General features: G+C 64.2%; 25 protein-coding genes. 8 read left to right on the top strand and 17 right to left on the bottom strand.

All coding sequences use genetic code 11. The features are described 5' to 3' along the window. Positions 1-77: 77 nt before the first annotated feature. Both BLV45_RS00880 and BLV45_RS00875 read right to left on the bottom strand, forming a co-directional pair. Complete coding sequence (locus BLV45_RS00880; protein WP_090527610.1) at positions 78-554, bottom strand: DUF2244 domain-containing protein; 477 nt, start codon at positions 552-554, stop codon at positions 78-80. Between the two features lie 283 nt (positions 555-837). Next, positions 838-1,803: a methyltransferase domain-containing protein gene (locus tag BLV45_RS00875; RefSeq protein WP_090527607.1), complete on the bottom strand. Its 966-nt coding sequence runs from the start codon at positions 1,801-1,803 to the stop codon at positions 838-840. Positions 1,804-1,888: 85 nt separating this feature from the next. Here BLV45_RS00875 and BLV45_RS00870 point away from each other — a divergent pair, with 85 nt between their 5' ends. Together BLV45_RS00870 and trmL are read left to right on the top strand one after the other, a co-directional pair. Continuing rightward, positions 1,889-2,680 carry a ComF family protein gene (locus BLV45_RS00870; RefSeq protein WP_090527604.1) on the top strand — a complete coding sequence of 264 codons (792 nt, stop codon included), beginning with the start codon at positions 1,889-1,891 and terminating at the stop codon, positions 2,678-2,680. A 19-nt stretch (positions 2,681-2,699) separates the two neighbouring features. Next, positions 2,700-3,170, top strand: coding sequence for a tRNA (uridine(34)/cytosine(34)/5-carboxymethylaminomethyluridine(34)-2'-O)-methyltransferase TrmL (gene trmL / locus BLV45_RS00865; protein ID WP_090527601.1), 471 nt, complete (start codon positions 2,700-2,702; stop codon positions 3,168-3,170). Here the strand turns inward: trmL and BLV45_RS00860 are convergent. From BLV45_RS00860 to BLV45_RS00840, 5 genes are all read right to left on the bottom strand, one after another. Beyond that, positions 3,143-3,694: an O-acetyl-ADP-ribose deacetylase gene (locus tag BLV45_RS00860; RefSeq protein WP_090527598.1), complete on the bottom strand. Its 552-nt coding sequence runs from the start codon at positions 3,692-3,694 to the stop codon at positions 3,143-3,145. The two genes, trmL and BLV45_RS00860, sit on opposite strands and share 28 nt — an antisense overlap. Positions 3,695-3,824: 130 nt before the next feature. Continuing rightward, on the bottom strand, positions 3,825-4,823 hold the full coding sequence (locus BLV45_RS00855; protein ID WP_090527595.1) for an NAD(P)H-dependent glycerol-3-phosphate dehydrogenase: 999 nt from the start codon (positions 4,821-4,823) through the stop codon (positions 3,825-3,827). Between the two features lie 21 nt (positions 4,824-4,844). Further along, positions 4,845-5,315 (bottom strand): protein-export chaperone SecB, encoded by a 471-nt coding sequence (gene secB / locus BLV45_RS00850; RefSeq protein WP_090527592.1) that lies wholly within the window; start codon positions 5,313-5,315, stop codon positions 4,845-4,847. A 121-nt stretch (positions 5,316-5,436) separates the two neighbouring features. Continuing rightward, positions 5,437-5,700 carry a glutaredoxin 3 gene (grxC, locus tag BLV45_RS00845; RefSeq protein WP_090527589.1) on the bottom strand — a complete coding sequence of 88 codons (264 nt, stop codon included), beginning with the start codon at positions 5,698-5,700 and terminating at the stop codon, positions 5,437-5,439. After that, positions 5,697-6,122 carry a rhodanese-like domain-containing protein gene (locus BLV45_RS00840; protein WP_090530916.1) on the bottom strand — a complete coding sequence of 142 codons (426 nt, stop codon included), beginning with the start codon at positions 6,120-6,122 and terminating at the stop codon, positions 5,697-5,699. Before BLV45_RS00840 ends, grxC begins: the two co-directional genes overlap by 4 nt. Before the next feature lie 146 nt (positions 6,123-6,268). Between BLV45_RS00840 and gpmA the strand changes: the two genes are divergently transcribed. The 3 genes from gpmA to BLV45_RS00825 all read left to right on the top strand — a co-directional run bounded on the left by gpmA (position 6,269) and on the right by BLV45_RS00825 (position 9,767). Beyond that, the gene (gene gpmA / locus BLV45_RS00835; protein WP_090527586.1) at positions 6,269-7,015 is read left to right on the top strand and encodes a 2,3-diphosphoglycerate-dependent phosphoglycerate mutase; all 747 of its coding nucleotides are present in this window, start codon (positions 6,269-6,271) and stop codon (positions 7,013-7,015) included. A 312-nt stretch (positions 7,016-7,327) separates the two neighbouring features. After that, positions 7,328-8,905, top strand: coding sequence for a S41 family peptidase (locus tag BLV45_RS00830; RefSeq protein WP_090527584.1), 1,578 nt, complete (start codon positions 7,328-7,330; stop codon positions 8,903-8,905). Positions 8,906-9,008: 103 nt separating this feature from the next. Then, complete coding sequence (locus tag BLV45_RS00825; protein WP_090527581.1) at positions 9,009-9,767, top strand: HesA/MoeB/ThiF family protein; 759 nt, start codon at positions 9,009-9,011, stop codon at positions 9,765-9,767. A gap of 56 nt (positions 9,768-9,823) precedes the next feature. Here BLV45_RS00825 and ptsP read toward each other — a convergent pair whose 3' ends face one another. The 7 genes from ptsP to BLV45_RS00790 all read right to left on the bottom strand — a co-directional run bounded on the left by ptsP (position 9,824) and on the right by BLV45_RS00790 (position 17,299). Further along, a complete protein-coding gene (ptsP, locus tag BLV45_RS00820) occupies positions 9,824-11,575 on the bottom strand; it encodes a phosphoenolpyruvate--protein phosphotransferase (RefSeq protein WP_090527577.1) in 1,752 nt (583 codons plus the stop codon). Positions 11,576-11,875: 300 nt separating this feature from the next. Further along, complete coding sequence (locus BLV45_RS00815) at positions 11,876-12,145, bottom strand: HPr family phosphocarrier protein (RefSeq protein WP_090527574.1); 270 nt, start codon at positions 12,143-12,145, stop codon at positions 11,876-11,878. A gap of 76 nt (positions 12,146-12,221) precedes the next feature. Next, a complete protein-coding gene (locus BLV45_RS00810) occupies positions 12,222-12,686 on the bottom strand; it encodes a PTS sugar transporter subunit IIA (RefSeq protein ID WP_090527571.1) in 465 nt (154 codons plus the stop codon). A gap of 158 nt (positions 12,687-12,844) precedes the next feature. Further along, positions 12,845-13,801, bottom strand: a complete 957-nt coding sequence (gene gshB, locus BLV45_RS00805) for a glutathione synthase (protein WP_090527569.1) — start codon at positions 13,799-13,801, stop codon at positions 12,845-12,847. A gap of 112 nt (positions 13,802-13,913) precedes the next feature. Next, positions 13,914-15,203, bottom strand: a complete 1,290-nt coding sequence (gshA, locus tag BLV45_RS00800) for a glutamate--cysteine ligase (protein ID WP_090527566.1) — start codon at positions 15,201-15,203, stop codon at positions 13,914-13,916. 246 nt (positions 15,204-15,449) lie between these two features. After that, positions 15,450-16,931, bottom strand: a complete 1,482-nt coding sequence (locus BLV45_RS00795) for an ammonium transporter (protein ID WP_090527563.1) — start codon at positions 16,929-16,931, stop codon at positions 15,450-15,452. Between the two features lie 29 nt (positions 16,932-16,960). Then, entirely contained in the window at positions 16,961-17,299 is a 339-nt protein-coding gene (locus tag BLV45_RS00790) for a P-II family nitrogen regulator (protein ID WP_090527560.1), read from the bottom strand. 405 nt (positions 17,300-17,704) lie between these two features. Between BLV45_RS00790 and BLV45_RS00785 the strand changes: the two genes are divergently transcribed. Both BLV45_RS00785 and BLV45_RS00780 read left to right on the top strand, forming a co-directional pair. Further along, a complete protein-coding gene (locus tag BLV45_RS00785) occupies positions 17,705-17,959 on the top strand; it encodes an accessory factor UbiK family protein (protein WP_064267170.1) in 255 nt (84 codons plus the stop codon). A gap of 127 nt (positions 17,960-18,086) precedes the next feature. Continuing rightward, the gene (locus BLV45_RS00780) at positions 18,087-19,622 is read left to right on the top strand and encodes a YifB family Mg chelatase-like AAA ATPase (protein WP_090527558.1); all 1,536 of its coding nucleotides are present in this window, start codon (positions 18,087-18,089) and stop codon (positions 19,620-19,622) included. 330 nt (positions 19,623-19,952) lie between these two features. Here BLV45_RS00780 and BLV45_RS00775 read toward each other — a convergent pair whose 3' ends face one another. Beyond that, on the bottom strand, positions 19,953-20,483 hold the full coding sequence (locus tag BLV45_RS00775; RefSeq protein ID WP_245753089.1) for a hypothetical protein: 531 nt from the start codon (positions 20,481-20,483) through the stop codon (positions 19,953-19,955). Between the two features lie 284 nt (positions 20,484-20,767). On the opposite strand from BLV45_RS00775, the gene BLV45_RS00770 reads away from it, so the two are divergent. Further along, complete coding sequence (locus BLV45_RS00770) at positions 20,768-21,289, top strand: TlpA disulfide reductase family protein (protein ID WP_090527552.1); 522 nt, start codon at positions 20,768-20,770, stop codon at positions 21,287-21,289. Between the two features lie 175 nt (positions 21,290-21,464). Here BLV45_RS00770 and BLV45_RS00765 read toward each other — a convergent pair whose 3' ends face one another. Together BLV45_RS00765 and BLV45_RS00760 are read right to left on the bottom strand one after the other, a co-directional pair. After that, positions 21,465-22,814 (bottom strand): sigma-54-dependent transcriptional regulator, encoded by a 1,350-nt coding sequence (locus tag BLV45_RS00765; protein WP_090527549.1) that lies wholly within the window; start codon positions 22,812-22,814, stop codon positions 21,465-21,467. 26 nt (positions 22,815-22,840) lie between these two features. Further along, positions 22,841-24,835, bottom strand: coding sequence for a sensor histidine kinase (locus BLV45_RS00760; protein ID WP_090527546.1), 1,995 nt, complete (start codon positions 24,833-24,835; stop codon positions 22,841-22,843). Position 24,836: the final 1 nt, after the last annotated feature.

Here is a 24,836-nt window from a genome sequence, read left to right as displayed (position 1 = left end):
ACCCCGCTGGAAGGCTTTCCGCGCTTTTAACCGCGCATTTTCCGCTCGCTCCGGGAACGGCATACGGTGCGGTGTATCTAGTCGCACCGTCCAAGCCATGCTCGCAATTCGCCGGCGAACTGGGCACGCCGGTACTGCGCGAGATGCTGCCCGACCATCACCGCCTGACCACGCGACACCAGCGTGATCCGGTCACGTGGTGTCGCTCCGGCTTCGACCCGCACCCAGCGCGGATTGAATTCGAATTGCGTGACCTGTTCCGCACTCACCTGCTCGATCAGCAGCCGGTTCGGATAGAGCCGGATGCGTTCGTAATCCACAGCGTGGCGCGCATAGATGGCAAACGCGACACCTACCGTCAGCAGCTCGATACCCGTGAACGGTAACACCAGCCACGCGCCGCACAGCAAAAGCATGAAAGCGATCGCCGACGAAACCAGCGCAAGCGATACATAGAAGCCAACAAACTGCCGCGGCGAAACCGAACAGTTGCGCTTCATGGTCCAGTCTTTCAGGACCAGTTCTGAATCCGCCAGCAGACCTGTCGCTTCCATCGCTGCCTCCCTGCGCCTCGCAACGTGCCGGGCACTGCACCGACACTGCCACTTTCGGCGCTTTCGGCCTGATTTCTCTCTTTTCCTGCCTTGATCTGCCGCACCAGATGTGGGAACTCCGGGCGACAAACTGACGCATTATAGGCGCGTTCAATGGCATCCACAAGCAATGCACCATCGGCTTGCAAGCCAGTCGCGACAAGCCTCTGCGCCGTTTTGACGCACCTCGTTGACGTCTCGCGCAGCGGTAATTTCAGACATAACAGATGTCCTCTTTACCGCGTCACCGATTCTTCGATGAACCTCGTCCGATGTCCTCGATCCGCACGATACCGTGGCCTTCGGCCGTGGTCCGCGGCACGGCTTTCCATGCGTGCCCGTAGATGACTTCGAAGGTGAGCGCGATCGTGCCGTCGGGCCGCCGGCGGGCTTCGAGCGCCGACAGCAGCGCCTTGTGCAGGCGCCTCGACGTGCCCGGCGAAGCGGCTTCGCGCTCGAACGGATAGGCGCCCCAGCGGCGCACATCCGCGAGCAGCGACTCTGGCGACCTGTAGGTAATGGTGAGCACTTCCTGGTCCATGACCGGGATCTCGAATCCGCTCTCGACGAGCATGTCGCCAAGATCGTGCATATCGACGAAGTCGATCACATGCGCGCGCGAACTCACGCCGTGCGACGCCTCGACTTCGGCCCACGCGCCCCGCAGCTCCTTGAGCGTGTCGGGGCCGACCGTGCTGAACATCAGCAGACCGTTCACCTTCAGAACACGCTGCCACTCGGGAAAGACGAGATCGGGCCGCGAATGCCAGTGCAGCGCCAGGTTGGACCAGACGAACTCGAACGCGCCATGCGCGAACGGCAACGCCGAGAAATCGGCCTGGGCGAAACGCGGACCGCGCACACCCAGCGCCTTGCCGATCGATGCCGGCAGAAAGCGTCGCCAGCTGGTGTCGCCAGCGTCGTGATGCAATGCGCGGCGCAACATCGCGTGCGACAGGTCGGTGCCGAATACCGGCGCTTCGGGGAACCGCTCGCGCAGCAGGGGAAGATCGTCGCCCGCGCCGCAGCCTGCATCGAGCACGCTCGCCGGACTCATCTTGATGAAGTCGAGACGCTCGCGCATGCGTTGCGCGATTTCGCGCGGCAGGAACGCGACTTCGTCGAAAGTCGCGGCGCGGCGGTCGAAAATCCGTCGCAAACGCCGCGAATCGTAGGCCGGACGGCTGGTTTTGGCGGAAGTTGGGGGCATGGCGGTCGAACGGACGAAGAGTGCGAAGTATACTCGCTCGCTCCCTTTGGTTCAGTGCAGGAGGCCTTTGCGGGCACATTCAGCCATGCCGGTCACGTTCGTTTCCCCGTCGTCGCGAAGCCGTTTCGCGATCGTCTCGCGTCAGGTTCGCTCACTGTGCCAGCAGGTGACGGCGTTCGCGTTGCCGACGCTCTGCGGTCTGTGCGGCAATTTGTCGCAGCGAACGTTATGCGACGGCTGCGACGCGGCGTACTGGAACGAAGCGCGTCTGCGCTGCACGGTCTGCGCGATTCCGCTCGCGGTTTCGGCGCGGCGACGCAGCCCGAAGGGCGACCGCTATCGTTGCGGCGACTGCGTCACCTCGCCGCCCGCATTCGACGCGACCTTCGCGCTCGCCGATTATCGTGCGCCGCTCGATTCGCTGGCGCTCGGGCTGAAGTTTCGCGCGCGGCTGATGCTGGCCCGCGAGTTCGGCGAACGGCTCGCGCGCCTCGCCGGAGATTCGCTCGAAACCGGCTCGCGCCCCGACGTGATCGCGCCCGTCCCGCTTGCACGCCGTCGGCTGGTCGCGCGTGGGTACAACCAGGCGTGGGAAATCGCCAGGCCGCTCGCCGATGCACTGGAAATACGGCGCGACGCGACGCTGATCCGGCGCATCATCGATACCGCGCCGCAGTCGCGGCTCGATCTGGATGCGCGGCGCGACAACGTCGGGCGCGCGTTTGCCGTGGCAAAACCCGTGGCCGGGCTGCACGTCGGCATTGTCGACGACGTGATGACCTCGGGCGCCACGCTCGAAGCTGTCGCGCGTACGCTCAGGCAGGCAGGCGCACGACGCGTCACCTGCTTCACCGCGCTGCGCACACCGAAAAACTAGCTTTCAACCTGTTCAAACCATGTTCAACGTCGTTCTCGTCGAGCCCGAAATTCCGCCGAATACCGGCAACGTGATCCGCCTGTGCGCGAACACCGGCGCGCGGCTGCATCTGATCGAACCGCTCGGCTTTCCGCTCGACGACACGAAGATGCGCCGCGCCGGCCTCGACTATCACGAGTACGCGCAGATGCACGTGCATGCCAGCTGGGATGCGTTCATCGCCGCCGAGTCGCCCGATGCCGCGCGCATGTTCGCGTTCACGACGCGCGGCTCGGGGCGCTTTCACGATCACGCGTTTCTGCCGGGCGACTGGTTCGTGTTTGGCGCCGAGACGCGCGGGCTACCCGATCAGGTGTTGTCGCAATTCGCAGGCGAACAGCGTGTGCGCCTGCCGATGCGGCCTGGCAACCGCAGCCTGAACCTGTCGAATACCGTGGCTGTGGTCGTGTTCGAAGCGTGGCGTCAGGCAGGCTTCGACGGCGGCGCCTGACGGCCGTTCAGCTCGCGTTCGTATAGCTGGAACATCGGGTCGTCGAAGCAGGCGAACGTTACGTGACTGATCGAACCGGCTGCCTGCTGCAAGGTTGCGATCACTGTGCTCACGGCGATCCGTACCGCCTGCTGTGCAGGGAAGCGATAAACGCCGCAACTGATGGCGGGAAACGCGATGCTCACGCAATGCGCGTCTTGCGCGAGTTCCATCGAACGTCGATAGCAGGAAGCGAGCAGTTCCGCCTCGCCGTGACCGCCGCCGCCCCACACCGGGCCCACTGCGTGAATCACGTGTTTCGCGGGAAGCCGGTAGCCAGCGGTGAGCTTCGCGTTGCCGGTGGCGCAGCCGCCGAGCGTCTCGCATTCGCGTAGCAGGTCGCGCCCCGCGGCCCGATGGATCGCGCCATCGACGCCACCTCCGCCCAGCAACGACGTATTCGCCGCGTTGACGATTGCATCGACGGCGAGCGTCGTGATATCGACGACCCGCGCTTCGAGCCTGCATTGACCGATCGGGAGCATGGAAACCTCCATATCCGCACGCCTGTCTTCACATCGACAACAGGGTAACGCAGCGGTTCGGAACCGCGCGCGGGAATGGAGAGAATGAGGTGGAAATCCGGCGTCGGGAACACGGCGCCGGACGCCGGAACTATTCGGCCTTCGAATCCCGGCGCAAAAGCGCGCTGACGGCGTCGCGTGGCGCGACACCGTCGAACAGCACGGCGCAAACCGCCTGTGTGATCGGCATTTCGATGGCATGCGCGCGGGCGATGGCCAGCACCGCCTGCGCGCATCGCACGCCTTCGGCCACATGACCGAGGCCGCCAAGAATATCGTCGAGCGTGCGACCCGAGGCGAGTTGCACGCCGACTGTCCGGTTGCGGGACAGGTCGCCTGTCGCGGTGAGGATCAGATCGCCGAGACCCGTGAGACCCGTGAACGTTTCCGCCCGGCCGCCGAGCGTCACGCCGAGCCGCGACATTTCCGCGAGCCCGCGCGTGATCAGCGCCGCACGTGCGTTGAGGCCGAGGCCGAGGCCATCTGAAATGCCCGTCGCGATCGCGAGCACGTTCTTGACCGCGCCGCCGACTTCGACGCCGACGAGGTCGTCGCCGGTATAAATGCGCATCGCACCGTGATGAAACGCCGCGACCGTGCGCTCGCGGCACGCGGCCGCGCCGCTTGCCACCGTCAGCGCAACCGGCAGCCCTTGCCCGACCTCACGCGCGAAACTCGGTCCGGACAACACGCCGTTGCTCGCGTGTCCCGCCAGTTCCGCCGCGACGACCTGATGCGGCAATAACTGCGTATCTGCCTCGAAACCCTTGCACAGCCACACGACGTGCGCAGGCACGCGGCCCGCATCGCGCATCGCGCGAAACAGTCCGCGCAATCCGGCGACCGGCGTGGCGACGACGCACAACGCGTCGTCTGCCGCGCAATGCGCGAGCACGGCCGGAAGATCCGCTTCGTAGCGAAGCGCCGGCGGCAAGGAAACGCCCGCCAGATAGCGGGCGTTTTGCTGCGTCGTGGAAAGCTCCGCGATGAGCGCGCTGTCGCGCGCCCAGAGCACCGTGTCGTGCCGCGCGGCCAGATGGCCCGCGAGCGCGGTGCCCCATGCGCCCGCGCCGAGAACGGTGACCTTCATGCCCGGCACCGGACGCGTCCCTTAATGGGTCGCGTTGCCGTTGGGCACGCCTTCCTGGCCGCCGAGCTGCGCGAGGCGCTGCTCGTAGAGCGCCTGGAAGTTGATTTCGGCGAGATGGATCGGCGGGAAGCCCGCGCGCGTGATCGCGTCGGCGATGTTCGAGCGCAGGTACGGGAACAGGATCGTCGGGCAAGCAATGCCGACGAGCGGATCGATCTGTTCCGCCGGGATGTTGCGGATGTCGAAAATACCCGCCTGCTTGGCTTCGATCAGGAACGCGACCTTGTCGTTGACCTTGGCGGTGACCGTGCCGGTCACGAGGACTTCAAAAACGGTGTCGGCGAGGCGCTCAGCCTTCACGTCGACTTCGACTTCAACCGACGGCATGTCCTGTTCCAGGAAAATGGCCGGCGAGTTCGGCTGCTCGAGCGACATGTCCTTCAGGTAAATGCGCTGGATATTGAAGAACGGCTGGTTGTTCTCGTCAGACATGATTGAATGGTTCCTGGATAAATTCATAACGGCGGGCCATCACCGATGGTCCGCCGGATTTTCTGGCGAGCCGCGTCAAACGTACGGCGGCTCGCCGGTCAAGGCGACGCGGGCCGCTACGTTACACGGCCGCTTCGAGCAGCGGCGTCAGACCGCCCGCGCGATCGAGCGCGGAAAGATCGTCGTAGCCGCCAACATGCGTCTCGCCGATGTACACCTGCGGCACGGTCCGCCGCCCGGTGCGCGTCATCATTTCCTGACGGCGGGTCGGGTCTTTGTCGATGAGCACTTTTTCAACGTGGTCGACGCCGCGCGACTTTAAAAGACGTTCGGCCATCTGGCAATACGGACACACCTGCGTGCTGTACATGATCACTTTGTTCACTTCGCAACTCCTTGTTTCACGACCGGCATGCCGGCCTGCTGCCAGGCGTTGAGCCCGCCCTGCAACACGTGGACTTCGGCGTAGCCCGCATCCTGAACGACGCGCACTGCCTTGTTCGACTGCTGGCCGGTCTGGCACACCAGCAGCACCGGGTTGCTCTTGTTCTTCACGAGCTGGCCGGCTTTCGCCTGCAACTCTGCGAACTCGACGTGGCGTGCCGACGGAAGATGACCTTTGGCGAAATCCTCGGTGGAACGAAGGTCGATGACCACGGCATTGCGCCGGTTGATCAGTTGCGTGGCTTCGGCGGCGGAAAGGCCGCCGCGGCCACGCCGGATGATCGCCGGCCACAGGAGCAACGCCCCGGAGATGAGGGCAATCGCAATGAGTACAAGGTTTGTGTAATCGGTGAAAAACTTCACGGAAAATCCGCCGAAAAAGAGAGAAATCGGAAAGGGCAATCTTCCCATTATAAAATAACCGCCTGACGCGATGGCGACGGCCCGTCGGGCCCCCTGCAAAGGACCTGCCAGCGTGCTTTACCGCTTCCTTACTACCGACCGGCACCATGTACAAACTCGTTCTCATCCGCCACGGCGAATCGACGTGGAACAAGGAAAACCGATTCACCGGCTGGGTCGACGTCGACCTGACCGAACAGGGTAACCGCGAAGCACGGCAGGCGGGCGTGCTGCTGAAGGAATCAGGCTACACGTTCGACATCGCGTACACGTCGGTGCTCAGGCGCGCGATCCGCACACTATGGCACGTGCAGGACCAGATGGACCTGATGTATCTGCCGGTCGTCCATTCGTGGCGGCTGAACGAGCGTCACTACGGGGCGCTGTCGGGCCTCAACAAGGCCGAAACGGCGGCGAAATACGGCGACGAACAGGTGCTGGTCTGGCGCCGCAGCTACGATACGCCGCCGCCCGCACTCGATCCGTCCGACGACCGCACGGCTTACAACGACCCGCGTTACGCGAAGGTGCCGCGCGAACAGCTGCCGCTCACCGAGTGCCTGAAAGACACCGTGGCGCGCGTGCTGCCAGTGTGGAACGAATCGATCGCGCCCGCCATCAGGTCGGGCCGCAAGGTGCTGATCGCCGCGCACGGCAATTCGATCCGCGCGCTCGTGAAGTATCTCGACGGCATCTCCGATGCCGACATCGTCGGGCTGAACATCCCGAACGGCGTGCCGCTCGTGTACGAACTCGACGAAAACCTGAAACCGCTCAAGCACTACTACCTCGGCGATGCCGACGCGATCGCGGCAGCGCAGGCCGCGGTTGCCAAGCAGGGCAAGGCAGGCTGAACACCGCATGGCCGACAGACCGGCAATGCCGGGAAACAGGCGGCGCATGTCCCGGGAAGAACGACCGGTGCATGCGCCGTCCCGCTATCCAGGCGGGTCAACTGGCATCCCGACGGGCCGGTTGACTGTTACCGCACATTACTTCGCCATCCGGGCGCCGCTGCGACGAACCTGAGGCATCTGCCGCTGTCGAATTCCGGAAAGCCGATTATCCGCCCCCTACACTTGCGCACGTGCTGCACGGGTGTGCAGTTATACTTGTCCGTCCCTTCTCTTTGACGTTGCCACGCGCATCCGACCGCACCAGACTCTATGCGAAAGAACCTGAAAAATATCGGCCTGATCGCCGCGGGCCTTGCTACTGGCGTTTTTGCCACCCTGCAGCTTTCCGCTTCGGCCCAGCAAACCGCGACCACGCCACTGCCACTTGACCAGCTCCGGCTCTTCGCCGAAGTCTTCGGGCAGATCAAGCATGAGTACGTCGAGCCGGTCGACGACAAAAAACTGCTCACCGCTGCGATCAAGGGCATGGTGTCGAGCCTCGACCCGCACTCGTCGTATCTCGACAAGACCGATTACGAAGAGCTGCAGGAACAGACCAAGGGCCGCTTCGCCGGTCTTGGCATCGAGATCTCCTCGGAAGACGGCTTGATCAAGGTGATCTCGCCGATCGAGGACACGCCCGCGTTCCGCGCCGGCATCCGTCCGGGCGACCTGATCACGCGCATCAACGACAAGCCGGTGCGCGGCATGACGCTCGACAAGGCCGTCAAGCAGATGCGCGGCGAGCCGGGCACGAAGGTCACGCTCACGATCTTCCGCAAGACCGACGACCGCACGTTCCCGCTCACCGTCACGCGCGCCGTGATCCGCGTGCAGAGCGTGAAGATGAAGATTCTCGCGCCGGGTTATGCATACGTTCGCATTACGAGCTTCCAGGAACGCACCACGCCTGATCTCGCCGCGAAACTGCAGGACATCGCGCGCCAGCAGCCTAACCTGAAGGGCTTCGTCCTCGATCTGCGCAACAACGGCGGTGGCCTGCTGCAAAGCGCGGTCGGCGTCGCCGGCGCGTTCCTGCCGCCGGATTCGGTCGTGGTGTCGACCAATGGCCAGATTCCGGATTCGAAGCAGGTCTACCGGGATACCTACGATAACTACCGCCTGCCTTCGTTCGACGGCGATCCGCTGAAGAACCTGCCGCCGATCTTCAAGACGGTACCGATGATCGTGCTGACGAACGCGTATTCGGCGTCGGCGTCGGAAATCGTCGCGGGCGCGCTGCAGGATCAGCATCGCGCGCTGATCGTCGGCAAGACGACGTTCGGCAAGGGTTCGGTGCAGACGGTGCGTCCGATGACCGCCGACACCGCACTGCGCCTCACCACGGCGTACTACTACACGCCGAGCGGCCGTTCGATCCAGAACAAGGGCATCCGCCCGGACGTCGCGGTGGATCAATACGCGGAAGGCGATCCGGATGACGCACTCGTGACGCGTGAAGTGGATTACTCGAACCACCTCGCGAACACGCAGGATCCGAACGAGAAGAAGGAACAGGAACAGCGCGAAAACGAGCGCATGGACCAGTTGCGCCAGCTCGAGGAACAGAACGACAAGAAGACGCCGGAACAGCGTCAGAAGGATCGCGATCGCAAGCCGGTCGAGTTCGGTTCCCCCGACGACTTCATGCTGCAACAAGGCCTGAACAAGCTGGAGGGCAAGCCGGTTCAGGAATCGAAGTCGCTGAGCGAGCGCCGTCTCGCGCAGAACAAGCCGCCTGCGTCGGCTTCGGCGCCCGTCGCCGTGAAGCCCGCGCAGGCCGTTACGCCGGGCGCATCGGGTCCGGCACCGGCTTCCGCACCGGCGCCCGCATCGCAAGGCAACTAACGTTTCATGTCTCACCGGCCTTCGCAGCGTCCGCTGCGAAGGCCGTCTTCCTCGTCAGAGCGCCCGCGCGATTAAAATAACGACAACTACGACGCGCCCCGCCATGAACGACGACCAGCTCCTCCGCTATTCCCGCCATATTCTTGTCGATGAACTCGGTATCGAGGCGCAGCAGCGCTTTCTCGACGCGCACGCGATCGTCATTGGCGCGGGCGGCCTTGGGTCGCCCGCGGCGATGTATCTGGCGGCGGCCGGTGTCGGCACGCTGACGCTCGTCGATGCCGATACGGTCGATCTCACGAACCTGCAGCGGCAGATCCTGCACGTCACCGCTTCGGTGGGCCGCCCGAAAGTCGAATCGGGCCGCGACGCCATCGCGCAACTGAATCCCGACGTGAAGGTACACGCGGTCGCCGCGCGCGCCGACGACGCCTGGCTCGACGCGCACGTGCCGCACGCGACGGTCGTGCTCGACTGCACCGACAACTTCGCGACGCGCCACGCGATCAACCGTGCGTGCGTGCGGCACCGCGTGCCGCTCGTGTCGGGCGCGGCGCTGCGCTTCGACGGCCAGATCAGCACGTTCGATTTTCGCGACGAAGCGTCGCCCTGCTACGCGTGCGTGTTCCCCGAAGATCAACCGTTCGAGGAAGTCGCGTGTTCGACGATGGGGGTTTTTTCGCCGACGGTCGGCATCATCGGCGCGATGCAGGCCGCCGAAGCGTTGCGCGTGATCGCCGGCATCGGTACGCCACTCGTCGGGCGTCTGATGATGCTCGACTCGCTGCGCATGGAGTGGAACACGATGCGCCTCGCGCGTCAGCTGGATTGCCCCGTCTGCGGCGATACGCATCGTGAATGACATCGCGCGCGGCCGCCCGGGCCGCTTAAGCCACTTATAAACCGCTTATAAGCCGCTCAGGCCGCGGCGAGGCGCCTGAGCGCTGCCTGAACTTCCTCCGGTTCGAACGCAGCGAGCACGTCCGCGACGGGCTTTTCGAGCGCCTTGAGGTTCGAGCGCAACACTTCCTGTTTGACGACCAGCAACTGGCTCGGATGCATCGAGAACTCGGTGAGTCCCATGCCGAGCAAAAGACGCGTCAACGCTGGATCGCCCGCCATTTCCCCGCAGACCGACACGGGCACGCCCGCGCGTTTCGCCTCGCGCAGCGTGAGCGCGATCAGATGCAGCACGGCCGGATGCAGCGGGTCGTACAGATGCGCCACCGAGTTGTCCGCCCGATCGATGGCAAGCGTGTACTGGATCAGGTCGTTCGTGCCGATCGACAGGAAGTCGAGCCGCTTCAGGAACAGCGGCACCGCAATCGCCGCAGCTGGAATCTCGATCATCGCGCCGACACGTACGTTCGGATCGTAGACGAGGCCCGCGTCGTCGAGCTGACGTTTGGCTTCGCGGATCAGATCGAGCGTCTGGTCGATTTCCTGCGCGTGCGCGAGCATCGGAATCAGGATTTTCACCTGACCGAACGCGGACGCGCGCAGGATCGCGCGCAGTTGCGTGAGGAACATCTGCGGCTCGGACAGGCTCCAGCGGATCGCCCTCAGCCCCAGCGCCGGGTTCGCGGCCGTTTCGTAGCCATCGCCACCGCCCATCGAATCGAGCGGCTTGTCGGCGCCTACGTCGATCGTGCGGATCGTCACTGGCAGGCCGTTCATGCCTTCCACCGCGCGACGATACGCGTCGAACTGCTCCTCTTCCTGCGGCAGGTGCTGCTTGTGGTTCATGAACAGGAATTCGGTGCGGAACAGGCCGACGCCGGTCGCGCCCGCCTCGAGCGCGGCGTGCGCGTCGTCGGGCAATTCGATGTTCGCGGAGAGCTCGATTTTCGTGCCGCACAGCGTTTGCGTCGGCGAAAACTTGAGGCGTTGCAGCTTGCGCTGTTCCAGCGCCTTTTCGCTCTGACGGTACGAATACTCTTCCAGCACGATCGGCGCCGGATCGACGATCACGATGCCGCGGTCGCCATCGACGATGATCAGGTCGTCCTGCCGGATCAGCGCACTCGCGTGCTGCACGCCGACGGTCGCCGGAATGCCGAGACTGCGCGCGACGATCGCCGTGTGCGACGTGCGGCCGCCCAGGTCGGTGACGAAACCCTGGAACGTCTGCGTCTTGAACTGCAGCATGTCGGCGGGCGCGATGTCATGCGCGACGACGATCATCTCGCTGCATGCGCCATGCACGGCATCACCGAGTGCAGAGGTCGACGCGCCCGCGAGCGCCTTCAGCACGCGCTCCACCACCTGCTCGATGTCGGCTTTGCGCTCGCGCAGGTATTCGTCTTCGATGTCGTCGAAGTGGCGTGACAGGCGTTCGAGCTGCTCGGTGAGCGCCCATTCGATGTTGTAGCGGCGCGTGCGGACGAGATCGATGGTTTCCTGCACGAGCATCGCGTCGTTCAGGATCATCGAGTGGACGTTGATGAATGCGCCCATTTCGCTGGGCGCGTCGGCGGCGAGGTCGGCGCGCAATGCGTCGAGCTCGGTATGGACAAGTTGCTGGGCCGTGCGAAAGCGCTCGATCTCGCCCTCGATCTGGGCGGACTCGATCAGATAGTGGTCGACGTCGAGTGCAGCCGGGGCGATCAGATAGGCCCGCCCGATGGCGATACCGCGTGACACGGGAATTCCATGCAGCGTGAACGACACGCACGCCTCCTCTAGTTGTGTAATGCCGCGGCAAACCGCTGCAATGCTCTCAGACCCCGACGTTCATTATAAATTCCGCGCTCTCAGGCGACTGCGTGCAGTGCAGCAATACTGAATCTTCGTAAACGACTGGATGCGCGTCTTTCTGAAAACAGGCAGGGCAGCCCGATCGTGCCACATATCGGCGGTATCGGTGATGTCACGAGGCAATCGTTGATTGTGGCGCAATCAAAAAACGCCGCGTCGATGAACGCGGCGTTTTCTTGTAGCTGTCGGGTCGATGCAAGCGAACCGCGCAGATCACTGACCTTCGCCGAACTTATCCGAGATCAGTTTCAGCAATGCGTCCATGGCTTCGGTTTCGTCCGGACCTTCGGTTTCAATCGTCACCGTGCTGCCGATGCCGGCCGCGAGCATCATCACGCCCATGATGCTCTTCGCGTTGATCCGTCGACCGTTACGGCTCATCCAGATCTCCGCCTGAAAGTTACCCGCGAGTTGCGTCAGTTTCGCCGACGCGCGCGCGTGCAGGCCAAGCTTGTTCACGATTGTCGTTTCTTTTTGCAGCATCTGGTCTTCCGGAGCGCGGGTTGAAGGTGAGGGTGTAAAGCGGGTGTCAAGCCGATGTGAAGCGGGTGTGAAGCGGTTAAACGGGATCTGCTCCGGGCACCTGCACGGGCAGACATTCAGCGGGATCGATCCTCGCCGCGGCCGGCACCGGCGTACCCGGAACAATCGTATGAATACCTTTTGTCGCGCCGGCGAGCGCCTTGTCGACCAGCGTGTCGAGGGGCGTCGCGCGATAGCAGACGGCGCGCACCAGCATCGGCAGATTAACGCCCGCCAGCACGCGCACATCCGGTAGCGTGGCCAGACGCGCGGCGATGTTGGCCGGCGTCGCGCCGAATACGTCGGTCAGCACGAGCGCACCGTTGTCTTCCCTTAGCCGCTCGATCTCGGCGTACGCGAATGCGATGACTTCGGGAGGATCGCAGTCGGGCATGACGTCGATCACGCCGATGCGGGCGGGCAAGCCGCCATATATGTGGGCGATACACTCCCGCAGCGCGGTGGCGAGCGGGGCATGCGCAACAATCAGAATGCCAGCCATGTCAGTGTTACAGCAAAAAACGGCTTGAGAACGGGGGAGCGGGCATTGTAGCAGCACCATTTTCCCGCTTTCGACGCATCCGTGCAGGCGCCGCGCCGGCCGTAGCACCTCCCGCCGGCCGGACCTGCGAGGCCTGCCACGCCCGTCCCGCGCGCCGTTCAGCCGGCGGCGCGCTCCAGCGCATCGATGAACATGCCGGCGACGTCGAAGCCGGTCTGCTCCATGATCTCGCGAAAGCACGTCGGGCTCGTGACGTTCACTTCAGTCAGCCAGTCGCCGATCGCGTCGAGCCCGACCAGCAGCAAGCCGCGCGCGGCGAGCACCGGGCCGAGCGTATCGGCGATCTCACGATCGCGCCCGGTCAACGGCTGCGCGACGCCGAGGCCGCCCGCCGCCAGATTGCCGCGCACCTCGTTGCCCTGAGGAATCCGCGCGAGCGAATACGGCACCGGCTGGCCGCCGATCAGCAGAATGCGCTTGTCGCCCGCCTTGATCTCGGGGATGAACTTCTGCGCCATCACCGAGCGTGCGCCATCGTGGCTCAACATTTCGATAATCGAGCCGAGGTTCATGCCGTCCGCCTTCACGCGGAACACGCCCATGCCGCCCATGCCGTCGAGCGGCTTCAGGATCACGTCGCCGTGTTCTTCGTGAAACGCGCGCAGACGCGCCGGATCGCGCGTAACCAGGGTAGGCGCGACGAATTGCGGAAACTCGCCGATCGCAAGCTTTTCCGAGTGATCGCGAATCGACTGCGGCTTGTTGAAGATCCGCGCGCCGCCGCGTTCGGCCAGTTCCAGCAGCCACGTCGACGTGACGTATTCCATGTCGAACGGCGGATCCTTGCGCATGATCACGGCGCCAAAACTTTTGAGCGAGCGCGCCGCGGCCGGATCGGCGGCGTACCACGTGTCGCGCTTCAGGTCCGCACCGTCGCCGACAATCGCAAAGCGCCGGGCATTCGCCTCGACATCGCCGCCCGTCCACGCCAGATGCCGGGGCTCGCACGCGTACAGCGTATGCCCGCGCCGCGCGGCTTCGGCCATCATCGCGTAGGTCGAATCCTTGTAGATCCTGAAGCGGTCGAGCGGGTCGGCGACAAAGAGAATATCCATGAAGGTCCTGGTGCGCCCGTGCGGGCATTGCGTTGATCAGGTCGATCAAGTTGATCGTTCAAACAGCGCGCGGACGACGCCTGGCCGCCCCGCGCGCCAGCATGTGGAAGCCTTAGACCTGGATCGCTTCCGGATCCGTCTTTTCGAGCTCCACCGATGCGGCCAGCAACCCGAGCCGCGCGACCACGCCGTACATATAGAAGCGGTTCGGCGGCGCCGCACCCGGCTTCGCGTGCGCGTCGGGCAGCGCCGTGTGCTCGAAACCGAGCGGCACGAAGTGCATGCCGGGCGCGTTGAGGTTCTGGTCGCGTTCCCGGCTGCCATGCACACGATAGAAACCGCCGACCACGTACCGGTCGATCATGTACACGACCGGCTCCGCGACTTCCTCGCCGATGCGCTCGAACGTGTACACGCCTTCCTGAACGATCACGTCATGCACTTCGAGGCCGTCTTTCGTGGCCGCCATCTTCGCGCGTTCGCGCCTGGTGAGCGCCGCGACTTCCGATGCGTCATGCACGGTCATCACGCCCATGCCATAGGTGCCCGCGTCCGATTTGATGACGACATACGGCCGTTCGGTGATGCCGTACTCGCGATACTTCTTCGCGATTTTCTTCAGCACGCCGTCGATCGCACTGGCCAGCGCTTCCTCACCGGTGCGCTCCTGGAAATCGACGCCTTCGACGTGCGCGAAGTACGGATTGATCATCCACGGATCGATCTCGACCAGCTTTGAAAACTTCTTCGCGACGTCGTCATAACACGAGAAATGCGTCGATTTGCGGCGTACGGCCCACGCGGCATGCAGCGGCGGCAGCAGATACTGCTCGTGCAGATTTTCGAGCACGGGCGGGATGCCGCCCGACATGTCATTGTTCAGCAAAATCGAACAGGGATCGAAATTCTTCAGGCCGAGGCGACGCTGCGAGCGTTCGAGCGGTTCGATCACGAGCTTCTGCCCGTCGGACAACGCGATCGTCACCGGCCCGGCAACGTTTTCATCGAGCGTGCCGAAGCGCACGTTCAGGCCGGCCTGACGCATGATCGTCGCGAGCCGCGCCACATTCTCCAGATAAAACGCGTTGCGTGTATGACGCTCCGGAATCACGAGCAGGTTCTTGGCGTCCGGGCAGATCTTTTCGATCGATGCCATCGCGGCCTGCACGGCGAGCGGCAGCGTTTCCTGCGGCAGATTGTTGAAGGCGCCGGGAAACAGGTTCGTATCGACCGGCGCGAGCTTGAAACCCGCGTTACGCAGATCGACCGAGCAATAGAACGGTGGCGTATGTTCCTGCCATTCGAGGCGGAACCAGCGTTCGATGGCGGGCGTCGCGTCGAGGATCTTCCGCTCGAGATCGAGCAGCGGGCCGTTTAACGCCGTAACTAGGTGCGGAACCATTGATCACTCGCAGACTGGAGAAAAAAGATTGTAGAGCAATTGCCCAGCCCATTTGGGGATGGTTTCTCCAAACGCAAGTTTCGCTATGGATGCATTCCTGCTATCGCGTCGATAGCAGGCAGTCTGTACTGTTTTCAGGATAGACCGGAAATGGCCCGACAAAGAAAAAGACCCGCCGTGAGGCGGGTCAAAGGTCGCTGTTGCCTGTTCTTTCCCAAACCGGGCGTGGCGCAATAATCTCTCGCGTTATTCCACGTGCTCGCCGTGCAGCACCACGTCGAGGCCTTCGCGTTCTTCTTCTTCCGTCACGCGCAGACCCATCACCATGTCGATGATCTTCAGCAGGACGTAGCTCACCACGCCGCTGTAGATCAGCGTCGTCAGGACGCCCTTGGCCTGCAGAACGACGCTGCCGTCCGCGCCGCCGATGTCCTTGACCGCGAACACACCCGTCAGCAGCGCACCCACGATACCGCCGATGCAATGCACGCCGAATGCGTCGAGCGAGTCGTCGTAGCCGAGCTTGTGCTTGAGCCACGTTGCCGACCAGAAGCAGATCACGCCTGCCGCGATGCCGATCACGAGCGCGCCCGTCATGCCGACGAAGCCCGAAGCCGGCGTAATCGCCACCAGACCCGCCACGGCGCCCGACACGATGCCGAGCACCGACGGCTTACCCTTGGTTGCCCATTCGGCGAACATCCAGGCGAGTGCCGCCGCCGCGGTTGCCACTTGCGTCGCGAACATCGCGAAACCGGCACGGCCGTCTGCCGCCACGGCCGAACCCGCGTTGAAGCCGAACCAGCCTACCCACAGCATGGCGCCACCGATCAGCGTGAGCGTCAGGTTGTGCGGCGCCATCGCTTCCTTGCCGTAGCCGACACGCTTGCCGAGCACCAGAGCGCAGACCAGCGCCGCGATACCGGCGTTGATGTGCACCACCGTGCCGCCCGCGAAGTCGAGAATGCCCGCGCTAGCCAGCCAGCCGCTCGGTTCCCAGACCATGTGCGCGATCGGCGAGTAGACGATGATCGACCACAGCGTCATGAACACCAGCATCGCCGAGAACTTCATGCGATCGGCAAACGCGCCCGTGATCAGCGCCGGAGTGATGATCGCGAACGTCATCTGATAGACGACGTAGACCGTTTCCGGGATCGTCGGCGCGAGATGGCTGACGGTCAGCGTCGTGGCCTTGTCGCCCTTGATGTAGTTCATGCCTGACATGAAGAAGCGCGAGAAGCCGCCGACGAACGCGTTGCCCGGCGTGAAGGCGAGGCTGTAGCCCACCACGACCCAGATGATCGACACGAGGCAGGTGATCGCAAAGCTTTGCATCAGGATCGCGAGCACGCTCTTCTTGCGGACCATGCCGCCGTAGAACAGTGCCAGGCCCGGGATCGTCATGAACAGCACGAGCGCGGTGGAAGTCAGCATCCAGGCGGTGTCGCCCGAGTTGATCTTCGACGAATCGACCGAGAACGGTGCGGTCGGGGCTGCCGGAGCGGCGTCAGAAGCGGCGGCCGGTGCCGATGCGTCGGCGGCCGGTGCGGCTGAAGCGTCGGCCGCCGGTGCTGCCGATGCGTCCGGAGCCGGTGCGGCGGCCGTCGTATCCGAAGCGGCAACCGACGCTGCCGCGGGCGCGGACGCGTCGTCCGCGAGGGCGGCCCCGATACCACCCGCCATCAGCGAGCCGGCCACCAGCAAGGACATCAATAATTTGCGCATCTCTATTTCCTCTTGTCGCTGTTTTTTTGTTACAGGGCGTCCGCGCCGGTCTCCCCGGTACGAATCCGGATCACCTGTTCGACCGGCGTGACAAAAATCTTGCCGTCACCAATCTTGCCGGTGCGCGCGGCGCGTTCGAGGGCCTCGATCGCCTGGTCGACGATGTCGTCCGAGACGGCTGCCTCGATCTTCACCTTCGGCAGGAAATCGACGACGTACTCAGCGCCGCGATACAGTTCGGTGTGACCTTTCTGGCGCCCGAAGCCTTTCACTTCGGTCACCGTGATGCCGGAGACGCCGATGGCCGACAAGGCTTCGCGCGCCTCATCGAGCTTGAACGGCTTGATGATTGCGGTAATGAGCTTCATGAAATCCTCGCTGTGGTTGCTAAACCCTGTGTGCGTGTGCCGCTGCGTCGACTGACGGGTACTCCCGAAACCGCGTCGATGCGCCACCGGCAAATCTTCCCGGCAGAGCGCGCGGGGCAGTAAGAGCAACTCGCATGCCATGTTGAAACGCGGGGAACAGCGCGACGGCGCGCAGAACGTTTGCGCGACGCTGCCCTGGCCGGACGGCCAACGTTGGGGAACCACGGTGGCGCGACCGGTGGATCGTTGCTAGAGTGTCCGCAGGCTCCACGGACCGGACCGCACCAAAGGCGCACATCCGGTCAGGAGGCGAGACTGCGCATGCACCACATTCGACCATCAGTCATCGCGGGGCACAGACGTAACGACTCATGCACATTTTTTGTGCAACCAAGGGGAACACCTATGAAACAACCGAACGACGTCTTCAACGATTTCCAGGCGCGAATGAGCGACCTGCTGAAGAACTCGCCGGCGAAGGACGTTGAAAGGAACGTGAAGGCGATGCTGTCGCAAGGCTTTTCGAAGCTGGATCTCGTCACGCGCGAGGAATTCGACACGCAAACCCAGGTGCTGGTGCGCACGCGCGCCCGTCTGGAAGAACTGGAGCGCCGCGTGGCCGAGCTCGAACAGAAGCTGCCGGTCACACAGACACCGTGAACAATGACGTGAACTGAACTGGATTGAGCATCACCGGCAAGCGAGCCGCGTCGTCTCACCAGCATGAGCGTTTTAGCGTTTCAGACGGCGGATGCGCGCAACGCGCGTCGCCCGACGGGGAGAAAACATGTCGCTTGCCGTGGTGCGCAGTCGCGCGCCGGCCTCTGGCCGCGCGCCCGAAGTAACGGTCGAGGTTCACCTCGCCAACGGATTACCCTCTTTTTCGATCGTCGGCCTGCCCGACCTCGAAGTCCGCGAAAGCCGCGAACGCGTGCGCGCCGCGCTGCAGAACTGCAACTTCGATTTTCCCGTCCGGCGCATCACCGTCAATCTGGCGCCAGCCGATCTTCCCAAGGAGTCCGGCCGCTTCGATCTGCCGATTGCGCTCGGCATTCTCGCGGCGAGCGGGCAGATTCCCGTCGATTCGCTGAACCAGCGAGAGTTTGCAGGCGAACTCTCGCTGACCGGCGCGTTACGGCCGATGCGCGGCGCGTTCGCCATGGCATGTGGCACGGCGCGCGCGGGCGCGCAGTCGGAACGCGCACCCGAGCTGTATTTGCCGGCGGGCAGCGCGAACGAGGCGGCGCTCGTGCCGGGCGTCGACGTCTATGGCGCGCACGATCTGCCCTCGCTCTGCGCGCATCTGGCCGGTGCGCCGGATCAGCGGCTGTCGCCGGCATCCGCGCCGGAAGCCCTGCGCGACGAGGCTGCCGCTTATCCGGATATGGCGGAAGTGATCGGCCAGCGCGGTGCGCGGCGGGCACTCGAAGTCGCGGCGGCGGGCGGCCATCATGTCCTGATGGTGGGCCCTCCGGGTGCGGGCAAATCGATGCTGGCCGCGCGCCTGCCGAGCCTTTTGCCGCCCATGACCGATGACGAAGCACTCGCTTCGGCCGCGCTGCTTTCAGCAAGCGCCTCCGGATTTTCGCCGGCCCACTGGCGCAAGCGCCCGTTCCGCGCGCCGCATCACTCTTCGAGCGCGGCCGCGCTCGTTGGCGGACGCAATCCACCGCAACCCGGCGAAATCACGCTGTCGCATCTCGGTGTGCTGTTCCTCGACGAGATTCCCGAGTTCGATCGCCACGTGCTGGAAACGCTGCGTGAGCCGCTTGAAGCCGGGCGCATCACGATTTCGCGAGCCGCGTTGCAGGCGGATTTTCCGGCAGCCTGCCAGTTGATCGCCGCCATGAATCCGTGTCCATGCGGCTGGCGCGGCGATCCGAACGGCCGCTGCCGCTGCACGCCCGAAATCGCCGGGCGCTATTTGCGCAAATTATCGGGGCCGCTGCTCGACCGGATCGACATCCAGATCGAGATACCCGCGCTGACGCCGGCCGAGTTGTCCGCCCGCGCCGCCGAACCCGGCGAAACAAGCGCGGTGATCGCGGAACGCGTGAGCGCGGCGCGTGACCGGCAACTACGCCGGCAGGGCAAGACCAACCGCGAACTGAGCGGTCGCGAAGCCGATCAGGTCTGCCGGCCGGGCGCGGCGGGCGAGGCGTTATTGCGCGAGGCCGGTGAGCGTTTCGGCTGGTCCGCGCGCGCCTATTACCGCGTCCTGAAAGTGGCCCGCACGATCGCCGACCTTGCTGGCGCTGAAACGCCCAATGCGGGCCAGATCGCGGAAGCGATCCAGTACCGGCGCGCGTTCGTGCCTTTATGAAGTAAAAAAATGGCTGTCAAGACTTGACTTATGCACACGCCTCTCTCTCGCATACCTTTTGATACATTTGAAAGGTGCCATCGAGGGACATCGTCGAACACGTTGATTCAATTGAGTTTTTTGATTTGCCGAGATCGCGGGCAAACTAACAGCAAGCCCACAGGACGGGCCTGTGCGCGACAACCAGCAGAGTTTTCAACAATGTTATCCACAGGTCCTGTGGGTAACAAAAAAAGCTCCATGAAATCCGGCGATTAGCGCCGTCTTCTGCGAAGGAACTTTCACTGCATCAGGCGTTCGGCAGAAGCGGGAAAGGCCATTCCTTCCACTTCAATAAAGTTTGAAGGACTGAAAAAACTGGTCGAGCTGCTCCACCGGCAGTTCATGATCGGCGACGACGGCGGCCTGGTACACATGCCGCCCATGCACGACGAGCCGCGCATGCAGCGTCCGCGTTTCGTGTTGTGGGCCGGCCTTGCCGCTGAAGGCCATTTCGATGCCGGGTACCTGTCCGCCCGCTACCAGTGGAATTTGCGTCGCGTGGGATTCCGGCGTTGCGCCCAGGTTGCGCGCGAGGCCGGTGCGCAGGAAGTCGAGTGCGGCTTGCTGCATCTGCGGGTCGTCGCCCGGCAGCACGACTGTGCCGACCGCGAACACGGCGTGGCCGGCCTCGGCGGTCTGCATGCGCATCTTCATCTGCGTGCCGCCGACATCGATCGTGCGCTCGTCGTTGCCTGGTTTGGCCGGCAGATCGACGGTGTAGCCGTTGTCGTTGTTCATGATCGTGCGCCAGTCAAACGTCGGCGAACACGCCATCAGGACCGCGCCGGCAACCAGCGCGCCGACGGTGGCGCGAGCCATCCGCGACAGGTCCGGCATGGTGCGCGCGGCGAAGCGAGGCGCAAAACGGGACGCAAAACGGAGAGAGAATCGGGACGGACTGAACGCTGATCGATGCATGTGGCAGTTTATAAATGCTTGGAGCGGGGTAAACGGCGGAAACAAACCGTCATTATCCGCTGTCGGGTGGCGTCCTGCCGCCGGGCGGGTTTGACGCTACAATACCGAGATAAAGACGCCGCAGATTGTCTGCGGCTTACGCCTTTTCGCATTTCCGCGCTCCAGCGCGCTCTTGAGGTCCATTCATGAGCCCCACTCCAGATTCCCGCCGCGTCAGCCCGGTTCGCTATATCGCGATCGCGGTCGTCGCCGGTGCGATCGCGATTGCCGGTTACTTTGCGTTCGGCAGCCAGCAACACGTGCCGGATGCCACGTTCACGCTGCTGTCCGGCCAGAAAGTGTCGACCGCCGATCTGAAAGGCAAGGTCTATCTGGTCAACTTCTGGGCGACGAGTTGCGACACCTGCATGAAAGAAATGCCGCAGATGATCAACACGTACAACCGCTACAAGGGCAAGGGCCTCGAGTTCGTCGCGGTGGCGATGAACTACGACGCGCCGATGTACGTGGCGAACTACTCGCAAACGCGTCAGCTGCCGTTCAAGGTTGCAATGGACGACGGCTCGGCCGCGAAAGAGTTCGGCAATGTCCAGTTGACGCCGACGACGTTCCTCATCGACCGCAACGGCAAGATCCTGAAGCGCTATGTCGGCGAGCCTGAGTTCGGCGAGCTCGACAAGCTGCTCGACAAGGCGCTGGCAACCTGATCCGGCCGCCGGATCAGGCGCTGGCCTGATCACCCGGCACGCGCGACGATATATGGACCTTCACGTCGTCGCGCTTTAACTTCCTTCGCCTCGACGTACTCCCGGCCTTATCCGGGAAGCCCCGCCGCGCCTCTCCCGGATGGGCGTCCTTTCGCGACGCATCGCGCATTCAGCCTCACCGCTCGTTTTCACCTCGCGCCGTCAGGCCATATCGCTTGATCTTTTCGTAGAGCGTCGCCTTGCCCAGTTGCAGGCGATCCGCGGCCATCGACACCACGCCGCCCGTCCGCTCCAGCGCCTCCGCGATCACCGTCCGCTCGAATTGCTCGACGCGCTCCTTCAGCGATTGCGTCGTGGCGTCGTCCGCCGAAGACCCGACCGTCTCGTCGGCGACGCCGAGCACGAAGCGGTCCGCGGCGTTGCGCAGTTCGCGCACGTTGCCGGGCCACTCGCGCTGCATGAGGCTCGTGCGCTGACGGTCGGTGAGAATGGGCGCTGGCCGCTGGTAGCGCACCGCGGCGCCAAGCAGGAAATGCTCGAAGAGCGGCAGGATGTCCTCGCGACGCTCCGACAGCGGCGGCAACGCGATCGTCACCACGTTCAGGCGGTACAGCAGATCGCGCCGGAAGGTGCCCGCCGCGACGTGGTCGGTCATCTCGCCCTTCGCCGCCGCGACCACGCGACAGTTCACGCGCACAGGCTGGTTCGAGCCGAGCCGCTCCAGCACGCCGTCCTGCAGCACGCGCAGAAGCTTGACCTGCAGCGCAAGCGGCATGCTTTCCACCTCGTCCAGAAAAAGCGTGCCGCCCGAGGCATGTTCGAGCTTGCCGATCCGGCGTTTCACCGCGCCGGTAAACGCGCCGGGCTCGTAGCCGAACATCTCCGACTCGAACATCGGCTCCGGCAACGCGCCGCAATTCACCGCGATGAACGGCTTGTCGCGCCTCGGCGACAGATCGTGCAGGCTGCGCGCGATCAACTCCTTGCCGGCGCCGGTGTCGCCGTTGATCAGCACGGAGGCGTCCGTCGGCGCGACGTTCGCGATCAGCCGCCTGACCTGCTCGATCGCGGGACTGCGCCCGATGATGCCCGGCGTCAGCGTGTCCTGGCCCGCCAGTTCCCGCCGCAACGCCAGATTCTCCAGAACGAGCTTGCGCCGCTCGAGCGCGCGTCGCACGGTTTCGATCAGACGCTCCGAAGCGAACGGCTTTTCGATGAAGTCGTACGCGCCATCGCGCATCGCCTGCACGGCCATCGAGATGTCGCCGTGACCGGTGACGAGAATCACGGGCACGTCGGGCGCGCGCTCCTGGCATTGCGCGAGCAGGTCGAGCCCGCTTGCGCCCGGCAGACGAATATCGCTCACGATCACGCCGGGGAAATCCGCGCGAATCGCCCGAGCGGCGGATTCAACTGACGCGTGTCCCACGACCTCGAAGCCGGCCAGTTGCAGACTCTGAACGCTCGCGCGTCGCACGAGTTCGTCGTCTTCGATGTAGACCACCTGCAAACCACTGTTGCTCATAGCATTGCCACCTGAAGCCACTGAATTCATGAACCGGACGCCACGGCCTGCGCCGGATGCACCTGCGCGCGTCGCAGCGTCAGCACGAACATCGCGCCGCCATCGGGGGCGTTACGCGCGACGAGCGAGCCGCCGCAGTCGCGCGCGATCGACGACGAAATCGCCAGACCCAGCCCCAGACCCTGCCCCATTTCCTTCGTTGTGAAAAACGGTTCGAAGAGACGCGGCAGTACATCGTCCGGGATCCCGGGGCCGTTGTCATGCACGACGATCAGCAGCGCCGCCTCACCCACCTCGATGTCGATCCCGATGCGCGGCGACGGCAGGCCGGCCACCACGTCGAGCGCGTTCGCGAGCAGGTTGATCAGCACCTGTTCGAGCCGCAGATCGTCGCAGTTCGCGATGAGCGCCGGATGTTCGTCCTCGATGTCGAGGCGCTCCGTGCGCCCCGTACCGGTGTCGGTCAGCGACAGCTGCACCGTTACGTCCCGCAGGCGTTTCTGTAACAGCACCAGCACGTTACGCAACGCGCGCGCGACTGGCGCACGCGCGCTGCGCGGCCGCGCCCGGCCGACGAACAGCTTCAGCTGGTTGGTGATCTTGCCCATGCGCTCGGTCAGCGACGCGATCGCCTCGAGATTTTCGCGCGCGGACACCTGGTCGCCGCGTTCGAGCAGCACGCGCGTGTTGTCCGAAAAGCCGCGCAGCGCGGCAAGCGGCTGGTTGAGCTCGTGCGTGATGCCCGCGGCCATCTGACCCAGCGCGGCAAGCTTGCTCGTCTGGATCAGCTCTTCGTGCGCCGCGCGCAGTTCCTGCTCGGCGCGCGTGCGTTCGGCGACTTCCTTCTGAAGCTGCTCGTTGGCCTGCGACAGATCGGCTGTGCGTTCAGCGACGCGCTGGTTCAGTTCCGCATACGCCTTTTGCAGCAGCGCGCGGCTGCGCATCACTTCGCGAACGCGCGCGCGGCGCATGCGCCAGTAGAACGCGAGAAGACACAGCGACACGTAACAGAGGCCCGTCACGATCGACGCGTTGCGCGCGTCGGCATTGACCGGATCGATCGGCGCCATCGTGATCAGATGCCAGTCCGGCTCGCCGATCGCGCGACGGGTCGCCAGAAACCGTTGCGCGCCGCGTCCGCCGCCCACGCGCACGATCTGCGCGCCGCCTTCCAGCGTACGCTCGATCGTGACCGGCAGCGCCGCGATCGGCTGCTGCGCGTATTGCCGCGTCTGCCAGATCACGTCGGCGATCGCACCCGACAGCGGCCGCACCGTGTGGTATTTCCATGCCGGCACGGACGACAGAAAGATCACGCCATGGTCGTCGGTGACGACGAGCGGCTCGGATGAGTCGGCGCCCTGTAGCCATTCGAGACTCAGCTTGACGACCGCGACGCCGACAATGCGTCCGTCGCGCAGCACCGGCTGCGAAATGTAGTACCCCGGATCGTGCGAGGTCGTGCCGATGCCAAAAAAGCGCCCCACGCCACCTTTCATCGCATCGATGAAATACGGCCGGAACAGATATTCCGCCCCGACGAAACTGTCGGCGCCGCCGCGCCAGTTACTCGCCGCGACGCAGATGCCGTCCGCGCGAATGATGTACGTCGCGGTTGCCCGCGCGCGTTGGTTGAGGTCTTCAAGATAACGGTTCGCGCGCTCGACCAGAACCGGGCTGGGCGTGTCGAGGACTTCCTGGACGAATGGATGACTGGCTAGCAGGTAAGGCAGCGATTCGTAGCGGTCGAGCGTGCTTTTCAGCGTGTTCGTGGTGCGATCGACGCGCACCGCGGCGTTGCGCCGCAGCGTGTCGATGCCGTGCCGCCAGGTGATCGTCCAGGTGAGACTGCACGCCGCGATGAGCCCGGCGGCGAGCGCAGCGAGGATCAGTAGACGGCGCGTCACGATGGCGATTTCCAGTCCGGCGAGCGGAGGCGTGAGATCGACTATTGTGGCATATCGTGACGCATCGCCCGCCGGCTGGGCGGACGGCAGCGCGGAGCGCGCCGCCGTCTCCATG

The organism is Paraburkholderia sartisoli, from assembly GCF_900107685.1.
GTDB lineage: Bacteria > Pseudomonadota > Gammaproteobacteria > Burkholderiales > Burkholderiaceae > Paraburkholderia > Paraburkholderia sartisoli.
Note: the sequence above shows the minus strand (reverse complement) of the source record. Positions and strands in the feature narration are given on the sequence as shown.